General features: G+C 58.9%; 5 protein-coding genes. All 5 read right to left on the bottom strand.

The window, feature by feature from the left end; genetic code table 11:
• Positions 1 to 137 precede the first annotated feature (137 nt).
• The 5 genes from ABNX08_RS13840 to ABNX08_RS13820 all read right to left on the bottom strand — a co-directional run bounded on the left by ABNX08_RS13840 (position 138) and on the right by ABNX08_RS13820 (position 14,663).
• Positions 138 to 1,868, bottom strand: a complete 1,731-nt coding sequence (locus tag ABNX08_RS13840; protein WP_349606900.1) for a DUF262 domain-containing protein — start codon at positions 1,866 to 1,868, stop codon at positions 138 to 140.
• A gap of 572 nt (positions 1,869 to 2,440) precedes the next feature.
• Complete coding sequence (gene xseB / locus ABNX08_RS13835) at positions 2,441 to 2,767, bottom strand: exodeoxyribonuclease VII small subunit (protein ID WP_349606898.1); 327 nt, start codon at positions 2,765 to 2,767, stop codon at positions 2,441 to 2,443.
• A gap of 10 nt (positions 2,768 to 2,777) precedes the next feature.
• Positions 2,778 to 4,928 (bottom strand): exodeoxyribonuclease VII large subunit, encoded by a 2,151-nt coding sequence (xseA, locus tag ABNX08_RS13830; RefSeq protein ID WP_349606923.1) that lies wholly within the window; start codon positions 4,926 to 4,928, stop codon positions 2,778 to 2,780.
• Between the two features lie 112 nt (positions 4,929 to 5,040).
• On the bottom strand, positions 5,041 to 11,307 hold the full coding sequence (locus ABNX08_RS13825) for a DEAD/DEAH box helicase (RefSeq protein ID WP_349606897.1): 6,267 nt from the start codon (positions 11,305 to 11,307) through the stop codon (positions 5,041 to 5,043).
• Positions 11,308 to 11,315: 8 nt separating this feature from the next.
• Positions 11,316 to 14,663, bottom strand: a complete 3,348-nt coding sequence (locus tag ABNX08_RS13820; RefSeq protein WP_349606895.1) for an STY4851/ECs_5259 family protein — start codon at positions 14,661 to 14,663, stop codon at positions 11,316 to 11,318.
• Between the last annotated feature and the right edge of the window lie 261 nt (positions 14,664 to 14,924).

Here is a 14,924-nt window from a genome sequence, read left to right as displayed (position 1 = left end):
GAAACGATGGCTGTCCTTTCAGGCCGTTTCCGCCTGCTTACGAACGCAGATGGCGCGTGATCCGTGCCATCGGAATGCTGCCGCTGCGTCACGATGACGCCTTGCGCCGGTGTTCGTCGACCAGTGGCAGCTTGCACTCAGGACAACAAGGCGGCAGCCACGTCGCCCTTGCTCAACCGATCCTGCAAGCGCCAGTGCAATTCGAATACACCCAACATCTTCGATTGCCGCTGCTGCATGACGTCGACCGTCCAATCCTCATGCTGGAGCACCTGGGTGGTTAGCGCAAAGGCGGTGGTGCCGCCCTTGGTAAAGTACGCCGACTTCTTCCACGCGAATTCGCGGTTGCTCGCTGCGCTGTTCTTTTTTCGGCTGAGCAGGGCGAGGTTTCCAAGCCGGTGGACCCATTGCTGATGCACGGCTTTGTCCGGAACCCACGCGGCCCATTGACTGCTCGGCGCGGGCTGTTGCGGCATGACATGCTCGACCGATACGACATCGTGCCGGTAGCTTGCGCTGGCGTCGGACATCAGGCGGTCCAGGCGCAGTAGCAGTAGAGCGAGCGCGCGCGATGAGTGGGTATCGTACAGGGGGCCGCTCAATGCCGCATACGTCCGGTGCTGCTCGTCTGCTGTAAGCTGCAGCGGCGAAGCGGCGCCGAAAAGGTCACTGCTGCTCTCGAACGCGCCGGTCAGCGCGGAGAAACGCTCGATGCGTTCATTGACGCCGGCTTTGCGCGCCAGCATCGAATAGGCCAGCCGTTCGAGATCGCGGAAAAAATGCAACACGGCATCGGACTGCTGGCGATACCGGACGAAGAAGGCAAGCGCGGGCGGTACCCAGTCCTTAAACTCCAGTCGATTGAGCCAACGCAGGTGCTCGTTCACCTGCTCCGCATGCCGCTGGCTGGCATAGTCCGCCTCGCGCAATTCGCTGAACGCCTGGGCCATCGGCAGCAGGACGTCATCCACGAAGCGGCGGGGCTGCAACTCGGGGGCGACGTGTTCGCGGAACTCCTTGAGCAGCGTGCCTTGTGGCTTGGCTTTGCGATAGATCATCCGGATATGGCTGAATAGGTCGCCGAACTCGTCGCGCCCCAGGTCCTCTTCCTCATCCTCCCACTTCTTGGTGTAGGCATCGCGTAGCGCCGGATCGATGCCACCGATGATCTCCGCCTTCAGGATATCCGTTGCGCTCAAGTCCAGGCCGCGACTATTGAGCACGCCGAAGATGCGATAGGCAGAATCGAGGTCCGGCGTAGCGACCGTTACGAGATAACAGCGCGTGATGACGAATTGCACCAGGCGCAACAGATCGTCCTGTGACAGCTTTACCAACCCCTCCATGAACACTTGGGCATTGGCCTTCAGGCGCGCCTGTGCGTCCGGGAGCGGCGTGTTGAGTTGAGCCAGTGTTTGCAGCCCGTTCTCGTGCTGGATGTACTGTCGGAAGAAGTCGCGATCGCGCTCCCGCAATGACAACCGGTAGCGCGCCTGCGTCCTGGAAACGACGTCGCCGTGCTCATAGACCCGCTTCGTGATGCCTTTCTGCACCTCGCCATCATGCACCGTGGCACGAATCGCAGAGAGCAAGAGCGTCAGCGTGGTCAGGCGCTGCTGCCCGTCGACCACCGTCGCATCGGGCAGCCCTTCGCCTTTGATGAGCACGATGCTTCCAAGGAAATAGGGCGCGGCATTGTTCAGTTGCTCCGGTGCCGACGCGAGTGCTGCCAGCAGATCGTCCAGTAGTTCCTGTGCCTGCTCCCTGCCCCATGAGTAAGGGCGCTGATAGCCAGGAATCGTGAAGACGAAGTCGTCGCTGAAGATTTTCGCCAGCGACTGCTCTTTCGCGGTGAGGGTGGGGATCAAGGGTTCTCCTGCCTGTTTTTTGGCTGATTTCGATTGTTATTGCTGGTTTCCCCGGTATCCCCGATTTCTTTTGGGATATCTGATGCCGATCCAAGCGCCGGGTCAATTTTCAACCGAAACTTTACTCGAACGTGTTAAACGTTGTCATGCCTTATGGCGCGGAAGAGGATCAACAACGAATTGTGGAAGGCATTGTAGTCGCTGCTGCCGACAGTGGACGTGGCCAGCCCAGCGTGGATGACCGAGCAGCGCTGAACGGCATCCTGTTTGAGTGATTGTTAACACAGTAGTACTAGCGATTAACGCCTCCTTGCACGCCGGGCAGATGCAGCCGCACGTTTTGCCATTTGGAACGTCGTCCACATAAAGCACCGTGCCTGTCGCATCGAGCGCCCACACCAACATATCGCCCTGATGAAGGACGAGGTCAGGGGATACGCCAAATGGGCTGCCAGCGCCGGCGGGCGATCGTGGTTAGTCTTCATCGCTAGCGCAGGCTTGCCAGAGTCTTCCGCGAATTGCGTTGTCGCGTCAGCGCCGAGTTTGATGGCCGGAAAGACTCATCAGAAGCCTTAGAACGGAATGTCCCCTTCCTCCATATCTTCATAGCTACTCAACGGAGGGACCTCAGTGGCATCCTGGCGGAACCCAGATTGGGCATAGGAGTCGTCCTGACCGTCTGCGCCTCGACCGTTGGTATCCCCGCCGAGATCAGTCAGGGCTGCCTTCAGCGCCAACTCGACTGCATCGAGCCGTTCCTTGCAAACCTTATAGGCAGCGACCGAATCGTTAACGATCGGGAGAAGATCGTCGATATTGGGCTCGGTCTGCTCACGCAAGGTCTGCGCGTTCTTCTGCAAAACACCATAGGCTTGTTTGAAGCTCTTAAATTCAGTCATGGTTTTTCCCTCAAATTTTAATGTCGTCAACTTCTATGAGTTGATTGGTCACGGTTGCAGCAATCCTACCATCCGAAAATTGCACTTCGATATCACGACTTTCCACGGCCGCTTGCGCACTTGTGAGGGTTTTTCCCTCGCCGTTGCGGACCATGGCGAAGCCCCGTACCAACGTCCTCTTCGGACCTTGGCCGGCAATTTCGCGAAACAACGCTTCGGAGTTTGATGCGGCGACCCGTGTGCTCTGCTGAGCTTTGTCGGTGATACCCTGGATCGAATCGTCTAACTTTGAGCGGGCGCTGCGCCAATCGAGCTTTGCCCGCTCCAGGGTGGCGGGAATCATCGAACGGAGCTGCGCATTCCCAGTCCGTATGGCACCGGCGGCGCCCGATTGCACGCTGTGTAGCATCGCCTGTGAATTCGCTTCTGCAACGCCGAGCGTCTTCCAAGATTGCTCGACAACGCCAGAAAACGACGTGGCGAGATCCGACCGCGCGCGGCGTAAGTCAACACGGGCCCGATCCAACATGGCGGGCGCCACGGCCTGAAGCTGTGCGCCAGCCGTTCGCACAGCAGCGACGGCGCCAGCATTGACGGTATGGAGCAGGGCGGTCGAGCCCGCATTGGATAGATGGATGACACGCCACGATTGCTCGACAGCGCCCTGCATGCCCGCCTCGATATCCGAGCGGGACCGGCGCAACTCAAGCTTTACGCGGTCTAACGTGGCGGGCAGCGCGGAATCCAGGCGCAAACGGAAAGAGTTTATGGTCGAGAAAACTCCGGTTTGCACGAGGCTCATGGCGGCCGGGACGGTTCGCCTCGCCTCCATCAAGGATTGCATCGTTCCGGTTCGGACTTCGACGAACTGGTCGCCCACGAGACGGGAGGCGCGATGAACAGTCTGGATAGACGCAAGACGGAGATTCGCCATCACTCCGGCAATGTCCGCTCTCGTACGAGACACCGACGACGCAATCTGGGTTTTTACCTCGCGATCAAGTCGCTCCACGCGAAGAGTCGATTGCTCTGCCTGTCTTGATGCCACGCGAATGATGCTCTCGAAACTTGCTTTAGCGTCACGGGTGCGCCGCAGGATGTGTTGCTCGATGCCTGCGGCTACCTTGCTGGGGGTGTCAAAGCGCGTATTCGCCACCTCATCCAGAACCGTGTCGTCGCGCTCATGGCCGATGCCTGTAAGGACGGGCACCGGGCACTCGCAAATAAATCGAGCCAGGTCGTAGTCATTCAACCAAGCCAGATCATTCACGGCGCCGCCGCCTCGAATGATGATCACGGCATCCAGCGAGCCGGCGGGAAACTTTGCCAACGCGCCAACCAGCGCCTCGCGAATGGCAGCCGGCGCCCCTTCGCCTTGAAACGGGCTGTGAACGTAGTGAAACTGGCAAACGTCGTACTTGGCCAGGCGGTTCGCTTCCGCTGCAAAGTCACCCAGCCCAGCCGCCCCAGGTGGAGAGACGACCAGCACTTTCACAAAGTCCCACGGAGGGTCGAGCCGCTTGTTTCGGTCGAACAGTTGCTCCCGCTTCAAGCGCTCCCGGATGTTTCGCTTACGTGCTTCGAGATCCCCGAGGGTGTAGTTCGGATCGATTGCATCGATTTCCAATGAAAATCCGTACTCGGCCTTAAAAACAGGCCGGGCGCGAACCATCACCTTGATGCCCTCGCCAAGCTTTGCCCCGGTCGCGCGCTCGAATTCCGGAAGAATGCGCTGGGCAGTGTTCGCCCAGATCGAAGCACTTGCCTTTGCCAGAACACGACCGTCCGCATTGCGTTCAGACAACTCCAGCCAAACGTGTCCATTCTTGGCCAGGGTCGCCTTCAAGACCTCCGCGGTCGTCCATACGCCCGCCGAATAGGCGTTCGCCACCGCCGCAGCGACTCCCGCCAACAGTCTTGATAGCGGCACGCCGCGAGGCTGCTCGGCGGAGGTGGTCGGCGCAACTACGGCGCGGTCCTTGTTGACTTGGAAAGCGGCCGGTAGCCAATGTGCGAACGGCTCCATGGGCTGATTTGGCGGGACAAACCACTTACGCGCTTGCCCGTCCCAGCGCGCGCCCAGCGCCTTGGCAGCGTCTTTTTCGGGAAACGGAACGTCGAGGTAGGTGACTTGCATGGCGTAACAAGAGAGGATCTGCATCAAGAGGCCATCTTTATCCGAACTAGCTCGGCAGGGTGGCATGAGCCCTTTGCACTGGCTCAGCCACCTACCTCGCAGGACGGGAGCAGTCCGCGGCCTCGATGTTACCCGATCATGCCGGATCGTTCGTGATGTAGATGAACGTCTTCCAGTCGGCGGCGTTTGCCATATTGGTCACCTTGTACTTTTCGGCCATCTGCTCGATCTGCTTTTCCAGCATCGCACCGAAATTGAAATCGGTTTGCTCACGATACTGGGTCTTCGGCTGCCAGTAACCCACACCCTGGTCGAGAATGATTCGGGTTTTCCGTCCCGATGCCCACGTCACCGAGAGCACGCGCCCGTGCTGCAGGTCGTTGGTCCGATCCACGAAGCTCAGTTGCGGCGCAACGTCAGTCATGGCTTTGATCCACTCGGTCATGATTTGTTGCAAGTCTGCTGCACCGGCGATGTTCCAGTCATGCTTGACGTGTCGCCCTGGAAGTTCTTCCCTGGGGCTAAGGGTGGCGATCTCCACACGCTGTAGCGCGGCGCCATTGAATAGCGACAGGAACTCACCCAGGACCATGATCGACCATGGCGACCGGAGGTAGCGGTCACAGTATCGAATCTCCACCGCCTGATCATCGCGCAGAAGCGCCGAAAGTTCTGGGCAATGCTTATCGAACAGAGCCTTCAGGCGCGAAGTCACGCCCGACACCTGTCCGTTAAGTTCGTCCAAGACCTCTACCACTGTCGTGCCGGCTTCATTGGTATCCCAACCGTTGGTGTCGATGTCGCGCCCCCGCAATGCTGCAATCTGGCCCGACGACACCCAGATAGTCTCGGCCGTGGTGCCCAGCCAATGCTCACCCGGGACCGTATGGGCCTCGTCCATACTCAGCAGGGTCTGCGTCACCGCGTCATGATGCAGTTGCAGTACGGGGATAGCCAGTGATGGGCGCTGACCTGTTGCCTCCCCAATCTTGACGCCCAACCGGCCCAGGAAGCCGAGGCTTCGCTTGATCGAGGTTGTCAGTTCTGCGCCTGCCGGCAGACAAAGGTTCACCGTGATCTTGTCCCTGAAGAGCCAGGTATGCACGCGATCGCGGAAGCCCGGATGATCCAGATCCCACGCATGCGAATCTCCACTGAGGATGACGCTGAGCGAACGTGCGCCGCGATTGATGTGCTCACGAGCGAATCGGTCGGGCCCAAACGAGCAGTAGTTCGCGCCCGGAATGGCGTTGAATTCCGCGGGAAGTACGAGATGTTCCAGATACTGGTGTTCCTGCATCCATGTCAATGCGGCCTTGCGGTCGATTTCCTCGCGCTCAACCTGACTGTCCTGGCCAGAAAGGCACGACGAACAAACGTTGTCGCAGTTGGCGGGACAGTGCAACTTCCGAGCGGCCACGTTCAGCAACTTGACGAGGTTGGGCACACCAGCCAAAACGAAGCCGGCGCCACCAGCCACCTGGTCGAATAGCTGGATGACCGTTCGCACATGTCCAGTTGCGAGGTCCTTTTCCTGGCGGGTACCAAAGCCCATCTCGGTGCTCGCCACACCAAGTTCGTCTGCGATGGCCTCGCGCATAGCGACCGCCAGCGTCGTGGCAATTGCGCGCTCGGACTCCGTGACGCCAAGCCATTGATCTGTGACTGGGCTTCTCAGCACCAACTCGAACACATCCGTCGTGCTGTGATAGCCGAGGTGAATGTTCTCCATCACATTTGTGCCAGGACAGGCCATCTCTTTGGTACTTCCGCCCACCAGTCCACCGACCGGGCGGTGCGGGACGTCCAGCTTCAGTTGATAGGGGCGCTCATTGTTAAGCGTCATCGATTCTGCACGGCCGCAGGTCATGCAAATCGCGTAGCCATTTTCGTGCTCGCCGGAAGAATGATAGAAGACCTTGCCACGATGCCCGAAACGGAAGTGGCCGCAGCGACTGTCTGGCATCGACATCATCTCGCCATCGAGTTGAATGCGCGGTCGCGACACGCGGACGAACTTCTGCGAACTTACGTCGTTGGTCGTACCCTCCCAAAAATCGGTGATAAACCCAACAGGACGCAGGACCTGCTTGCTGTCGCGACGATCGATAGGCGCGTTGCACTGCGAGCAGGAAACTTCACCACTGTTGGCGTAATGGTTCTCGTTGACGCCCGATGTCCCGCATGCCCGGCATTGCCAGGCGGTGTCAAATCTTTGGGCTTCATTGGTACGACCTCCCGAATGCCAATGGAGCGCGACGCCTGCCGAACGGAACACGCGTCCGTCAATGACGATTTGAGACCCCGGTGCGTATTCCCTGATGGCGATATTCAGGCCTCGCGAGGGTTGCTCGCGCAATGAGAATATGTTGTCTTCGCGACTCTTATTCTCCTTGGCTCGTTCTTGGGCCATGTAGTCTTCGATGTTGTATGCCTTAAGGCTAACCACATCGGTAGGGAAGCCGTAACCGGGCAAGAAAGCTCGACCAGCAAGGTCACGGAGTAGGTACTCCGCCTCATGTCGGTGCAGTTCTTTGGCAAGGGCTTTGCTGTATGGCGACCTTGGCGGAGCGAGCTTAAGCCGCTGATCCAACATGTCCTTCTCATCCGCCCATCGCTCCTGAAGCGGGCGTATTGCCGCCACGGTCGCCTCGACAATGGCATCAAACGGTCGCGTCGTGAGACTCGTCCCGACGGTCAATTGCTGAACCATTGCCGGCAAACCGGCCGGCTTAGATTGCATCCAGTCGATGAAGCGGTGGCAAAAGGAGTTCTCCTTCCCGTCGAAAAACCACTGAACGGTCAGCCGAAGACGATCCTCGCCTGTATCAGGAAGCGAATGCAGGAAGTTCCCGAGCAGCATCGAGTTGATATGCCGCTGCACGATTCGATCGGAACTCAGGGTGATGCTCGGAGCCGGAATGGCGGTCACGAATGGCCACGTGGGGTTGCGGAACGCGCGCTGATTGTGCGGGTCCCCCTTGCACAGCGTGTAACCAATGGCGCGGGCCTCGCTGCGCCGTCCGGCACGCCCAGCTCGCTGCAAGTAGTTGGCTGGGTGGGGAGGGACGTTGTTCATGACAACGGCTGAGATGCCGCCGATATCCACCCCCATCTCCATGGTCGTCGAGCAGTTCAGGACGTTAATCTTGCCCTTCTTGAACATATCCTCGTAAGCCTCCAATTTCTCGGAGGACTGCTGCGCGGAGTGCTCGGCCGTGCGGTAATAAAAGCCGCCTTCGACGGTGCGATCACTGATGTCAGACCAGAGATTCTCGGCCCGCAGATTCTGAACTCGCTCGTTGGCATTCACCAACGCCCTGATCTCGTTGTGCATCGAGATGGCGTCAGCGCCAGGGGCGAACCCGGAATAGACCGGCAGATCCAGCTTGCGGCAGCGGTAGTCGCTATCGCGGAATTTGTGCGGCAAATACGGAGTAAGGCCAACAAACGTGGTGTCAAGCAGGCGGTGCGTGACGGGACAGACCCACGCTTGTGTTGGCAGCGAAAACGTCAGGGATTCGAGGGCGATATCGAACCCATCCTGGTTCTGCTGAAGGATGTTGGCGTGGACGAGTGCCTGCCACGCTTCGACCAGGAAATGGTTGATCACATCAGCATCAGCGGCGCGCTTGCGGTCGAGATTGCACCCAAGTTCCAGCAGCTTAACAAGACGGTTGGCTACGCCTGTCTTGACTTGTGGCCATTTCTTGATCTGGTTGCTTTCAACCCCGTTCCACGCCGGATTCCGGAGAGTTTTGGGCGTGAATTTCGACCCCATCCAGCGCTGCATCGTCTGGTCGAGGCGCACGAACGTGTTTTCCCTCACATGGAAATCGAGCGCAACTTTCAGGAAGTCCTTCCAGTCCTGAACCGTCAGGTTTGCGGATCCGTCGCGGGGGGCAGTCATCGGGCCCGGCTTGCGGTTGAGCCACGCTGTCGGCGCACTATTGATACGGGCGAGACCTTGATAGCCAACTCGAACCAGCCCGAGCGTTTCCGTACTGTTCTGATTCTTCGGCCGACGCCCATACTCTCGGGCAAGGAGAAGTCTTGCCATCGTGGAGGGGCCGACCGCCAATGCGGTGGGCGTACCGAGCAATTCCGGATTGGCGTAGCGGTTGTAGTTCAGAATCGAATGGGAAATATCCCGTGTCGAGCTAAGCGCGTTCACCATGTCGTGCCAGGGCACCTCGCAAACCGGCTGCAGCGAGACCCCAGCTTCGCGCAATTCCAGTTGCTTCCGGCGTTTGTCCGCTTCCGCTTTCATGCCAAGAGCTTCGAGCCCAGCAATTTGCCGGCGCGCCTCCGCCGGATCTTTCGGAAGATCATCTTGCGGCTCAGCATTTGACCTTGCCAAAGCGTTGCGAAGCGTTGCGAACACGAGGCCGCGCAAGCGTGAACGTTCCGCCTCCTGCTGCATACGCACCGCCATGCGCGCGGTGCCCTGGCGGCTATCCGTGAACGTGATCAGCTTGCGGCCGCGGCCAGGCAACTCTTCAGGCGAATCGCCCTCGCAATCCGCGGGGGACGGATCAGGACAGAACTCCAGAACGGTCGGGACGGCGTTGGCCACGTAGAAGGGCGCACCAAGATAGGACAGCCGCAACCCACGTTGAACGCTAGAGAACGGCGCTTCGCAATGGCAGCAGCTAGCGTGTCCGTCGTGCGCTGCAGCGATCTGACGACCTGTGCCAGATCCGTCGATCTCACCAGTGTCGAAGTTGATACCCATCAGAAAGTAAGGTTCCTTCTCCGAAGCAAGCGATCCAATCACATACTTCTCAACTCGTGAGCTCGCGTCTTGGCGGGGAGCATCCGACTCATCGTCGGTTGGGGCCTCGTAGCTGATCTCGAAGTCGTCTTCCGCGTAGGGGCTACGCTGCACCATGTATCCATGGCGGTCTTCTGCCAGCAAATGCGGAGTCTTGCATTCTTCGCAATGCGCGAGTTCAAAGACCTGCTTTCCGCAGTCGCAACGAGGCCGTTGTGTGACATACACGTTACCAAATGGCCATTCCTTCATCCCCGCTGGCTTGGCGCTGCACTCGGGATCCACGCAAGCCCATAAACCATGCATCATCCGCTGGAACATGTGGATACGCAGCTTGGCGAATGGCTGGACGCCAGGAGCCGGGCGCGTGCCGGTCATCACGTCGAGCCAGCCGAGGACATCGCGCTGCCGATCGGCTTGAGGGGCGTCGGCGATGCGATCCGCGACAACGTCGACCAGCTCGTTGAGGTCAAGCGGACGACCCTTGCTGACAATGGCGTGCCGAAGACTCGCCGCGACGGGGTGGTGGGCAAGTGCCCCGAATCGCTCAGCCGACACTTCGGCATCGGGGTCGATCGCGAGGATGTCCGAGTAGCTGCGAGAAATCGGATCACCTTGCGGGATGTCAGGAACTTTACGCGTCCCGCCGATGACGACAACTCGATCCGTACCAACGCCGGCGATGTTGGCCAGATACGCCCGCAACTTTTCCTCTGCATTGCGATCTGCGATGGTTGCTGAGGTCGCAACAAAGCGAATCTCTTCGGCGCTCTTGCCAAAAGCCTGAACGACGCGACGCAGCAGCAATGACAATTCCGCTGCTTGAGAACCCACGTAGGTATGCGCCTCATCCAGAACGATCCACCTGAGGGACTTCTTTTCACGCGAGATTTGGAGTATCGGAGCATCCGCTTGCCGCACCAGCATGTACTCGAGCATGGTGGCGTTAGTCATGAGCATCGGTGCCGGTGCCCTGCGCAACTCTTCGCGCGACAGAATTTGGTTTGGCACGAGGCGCTGCTCATCGCGCACAGCCGCTGCATTTTCTTCGGTATTGCCGTTAAATAGGCAAAAGCGGATGTTGGCGTTGAAAGGCCTGGTCCACGCATGCAACCGCTCGCGCTGGGATTTGATGAGCGCATTCAACGGGTATAGGAATAGCGCGCGAACCCCGACGAGTTGCTCTTTGGTGCGTTCGTGTTCGTCGATGAGGTCATTCAGTATGGGCACCATGAAGCACTCGGTCTTACCCGAGCCGGTACCGCTCGTGATGACGACGGATTTCGGCGTCTGACCAAGCAAGGTCTTCCACGCGTGAATCTGGTGCACATAGGCGTGCATGTGAGGTGCGAACTTGTAGTCGCCGATGGCATTGGCCAGCGTCTCAACCAGTCGAGGAGTAAGCAAATCCCCACTCAGCCCAGCGAAGGTCGCATCTTCAGACTCTTGCCAACCGAAAGTGTGTTCGAACACAGGCGGGGCCAAGAAACAGCCTTCGGCGCCAAGGGTGTCGCTCATCTGCTCACTCAGGTGGCGACGCAAGCTGGCGTTGCTGATGCCAAGGACGCTTAGAGTCGCTTCCCGAGTGCGGCTCAGGCTTTGTTCAATCAAATTCGTAAAGTAGCGCATCTTTTTTCTCAGTTTTTTTGCGAATGCAGGAGATAGGACACGACCATGCCGTGACAAGGGGCGTACCACGCCTCACGGTCAAAATCGGCCAGTAACCGAATCGAAAACTTAAGGCGAGCTTCGGAGACGGGCAAATCCTCAATCTTTGCCAGGCCGGCGCTAACGTACGCCATGAAGATCGGCAGGATTGTCACCGCATCGGAGTAGTCCACCAACGACAGATTGATCACTGCTGCCGGCAATTTTTGCCGGCGAATCCACTCCTTGAGGTGGAGACCCAAGTCTTGCGGCCAGCGGTCGTTTGCCTCATGGGTGCGCCGCAAGGTCTGGTACCACCCAGGTAAAACCGATTCCAGCGGGACGCGTGGGAGGGTTCGAGCATCCCCAGTCTCCAAATAGCGCCCAAGCTCTTCACACTCTGATACCACGTGACGCAACACCGCGAGGCGGGATTGCAAGACACTTTCCGTGATCGACTCCGAGAATCCTTTTGTATTGAGCCATGCCTTGAACTTTCCGTAGGCGACGGGCCACTGTGGAAGCGGGATGCACTCCCAGAGTGTGGCGAGTTCATCGCGAATGCGCTCGCAGAACGCTTCGTCCATCATCTCAAGGCGAAGGACCGCCATGGCAAGCGCGGATGGATTACGTGCTAGTGCCAGCCAGGCTTCGAACGCTGACAACGGCAAATGGTGATAGTTCGTCTTCAGATTCGCGAGATACTGCCAACCAGAATGATCGAGGTCCTCAGCCATCGCTTCGATCGGCCCGGCGAAAGCATCCCGGTTGTGCACCGGGTGAAAGGCGCGAGCCGCCGAATGCAGACTGCGGATCTCACCGACCTTCCATTTGGCGCCGTCGGTCCGGCTGACCTCGGCCGCTTGAACTTCTGGGCGAAACTGTGTGCTTGAGTCGGGAGCCGGGTAGATCAGCCACGGCCCATCGTCGTGCATGGATGCAGGCAGTCCGAATCGGCCGGTGCCAACGCCTTGCGTGGTGATCTCTGGCACCGTGACCGGGGCTTGCTTGGGGTCTGTCAAGAGCATCGCCTGAACGCGTGCGTCCGTGCAAACCTGAGCACTTGTCGGCTTGGTCAGGTAAAAGTTCTCCCAGCCATCACCCTCGCGATTCGCTACGCCGTTATAGCGACGCACGTAGAACTCAAGCAATTTTTGATCTTCTGCCATAGCCTGGACCGTCAGGTAGGCGTCCTGATTTCGGACCGAGCCAAGCATCTGCTGAATGTCGTTCAAGTACCCGAACAGACTGATAAGCCTCGTGCCCGCATCAAAGCCCAACGGATAGGTTCGCGCGAATCGGTCATCCCGGCTGTTGAACTCAAACCTAAGCAGCGTGCGGGCCGTTCGTGTGGTGGACACGGCCAGGCGCAAACCCATCAAGGTGTTGATGGTCAGATTTCGGTCTGTCAGGGTGCCACCTTCAGCATCGAGAAGGCGGGCACCCAGGTATGGATACGGAAGTTTGAAACGAATCGGCTCGCTGGTGGACTGGCCGTAGACCTCCAGCGCCAAGAACGAGGGGGGCTGTCCCGAAACAGGCTTCAACCACAACATCGTGTCCTGGCCCGAGACTTCTGTTTCGTATTGAATCTCCGCATCGACTACATGCAATCGGAGTTGCCGCGATTCCCTTATAACCAGACGTGCTCGCCGCTCCGCGACCTCCGGGTAGGAGTCGATCCTGAACCCGGCAGGCACTACCCCAATGCGGCGTTGCAGCAGTATGTCGTTATTTTCGTTGCGAACATAGTATCGGATCGCTCCAAATTGCTCCGAACGATTCGCGTTGGTGACGGGGAGCCGGTTACTGTATTGACGAAGTACTGGGTTAGTTGCGTCCGGCTGCTTCGTTACCTCCAGACGCGGCCAGCCACGGTGAACGACGGTCGGCACCGACTCGTAGTAGGCCATTTGCCCCTTAAGCGACAGCGTCCACGGAGACTGTCCAGCACCCCTGAGACGGACCGAGTAACGTTCGCCGCCGTCACCGTTAGCAGATAGGATTGTCAGGTCCGAATCGGCCTCGATCCACCTGGGTCCGCTGTCTTCCTCGCGCACCACGCGCACATCGGCACCCACGTAGGCCAATGCCTGGGGTAATCTGACACGCACACGGCTCGCCGCAGTGGAACAGGACGCACTCGCGACAAACCACCATTCATCTCCACGCAACTCGAAAACCAGAGGCGCATCGTTCAGTGCGAAGGACCCGTTATCGAAGGGAACAAGACAAGCGACGCGACCGTTTGCGAGCAGGCGAAGTGTCAGCCGGTCGCCCAGGTTTGAACGACGCAGGGACAGGTTCGTTTGCAAGAAGCGAACCTTAACCTCTTGTGTCTCAGGGTCACGACAGCCATACGCCGTGCCCGCGCGCGCCAACAAACGGTCGCCCTCGAAGAAGGCGAGCTCAAGACGGCCGGGGTTGACGATACTCGGATCCATTTGGAACCGAGCGGTGCGCGGAATGGTGACATCAGTCTGATACCACCAGACATCACCATCGTCGAGAAGTCGATGCATGCAGGAGAAGTATCCATCCTCCCTTTGCTGTGCTTCGCGGGTTGCGCGTTGGCGACTTGCATCGATCAGCCATTCGTTAATCAAGGTGCGCGCGTTGTCCTCGTCCAACGGCAGCGGGAAGTTGCGCCGCCAACTCGGATCTCGTTCGTCGAGATACCCCGCCGGATCAGGCCTGCCTTGCAACTCGTGACGAGTCGCCAGATCCATAAGATGCTCAACAATGCCAGCGAGTAATTCGAGCGTTTCAACAGTGCGGAACGTTTGCGGCAGGTCATCCTTGCCGTCGTCCAACATCTCAGCGAGCGTTTTCAGCCCGGATTGGGCGCGGTAGTAGTTTTTCAGCCCCCGGCGTACGACGCGCCCAAAGCCGTGATGCTCGCTCTTGACGAGGGGCCAGGGCAGCCCACCTTCGATAAAAAGCGACCCGAGCAAGTTGTCATTCCCGCTCTCATGCTGACGTACGGTCCGCTTCCAGTACGTGAGACCATTGTGAACAATGTCGCGGCGCACCGCAGGGGTGAGCTGGCAGCGCAGTTCCTGCTCGAACGGACCCCAAGCCCACCCATCCGGCCCTGCATCGTAGTCGCGCCTGAATCTTTCGGAGACGAACAAACAAAACGCCGCATCCCAAAGGCGGCGGTTGGCCGGCGGCACGACATGTCGCGAGAATTTGCGCAAAATGGCGACGAGCTCTTCAAGTTCACTCGCGGACACCTGGTAACCATAAAGTGGGATTCCCGCAGGACCGGAGGTTCCGCGTGCCAGAAAAAATACGGCAAAAAACTCAGCGAAAGAGGATTGAGGTGTGGCTGCCATAGTCCGACTCTTATGAATACAAGGTCTCGTCGCCAGTTCAGGCTGGGGCTTTCCATTCTGCTAGGCGCGACCTCCGGGAAAAGTGACGCGGGCGGCACTATGCCCCATGCTTGACGGCACGGGGTCGCGACAACTAGCGCCGACGCGAAGGGGAGAAGGGCGCCGAAACGCGGGGGAAGGGGGCGCAGACGCGAGAGTGCCAAACAACCTTAAAACGCGCTGGCGCGCGAACGGTGTAGGATTCGCGCGCTAAAGTGAGGC

The organism is Cupriavidus sp. DF5525 (assembly GCF_040149425.2).
In the GTDB taxonomy this organism is placed as follows: Bacteria; Pseudomonadota; Gammaproteobacteria; order Burkholderiales; family Burkholderiaceae; genus Cupriavidus; species Cupriavidus pickettii_A.
This window is presented reverse-complemented; position numbering and strand designations above follow the sequence as displayed.

Coding starts and splice junctions, on each gene's coding strand:
- xseA (WP_349606923.1), bottom strand. CDS start 4,928: ATGCAGATCCTCTCTTGTTACGCCATGCAAGTCACCTACCTCGACGTT.
- ABNX08_RS13820 (WP_349606895.1), bottom strand. CDS start 14,663: ATGGCAGCCACACCTCAATCCTCTTTCGCTGAGTTTTTTGCCGTATTT.
- xseB (WP_349606898.1), bottom strand. CDS start 2,767: ATGACTGAATTTAAGAGCTTCAAACAAGCCTATGGTGTTTTGCAGAAG.
- ABNX08_RS13825 (WP_349606897.1), bottom strand. CDS start 11,307: ATGCGCTACTTTACGAATTTGATTGAACAAAGCCTGAGCCGCACTCGG.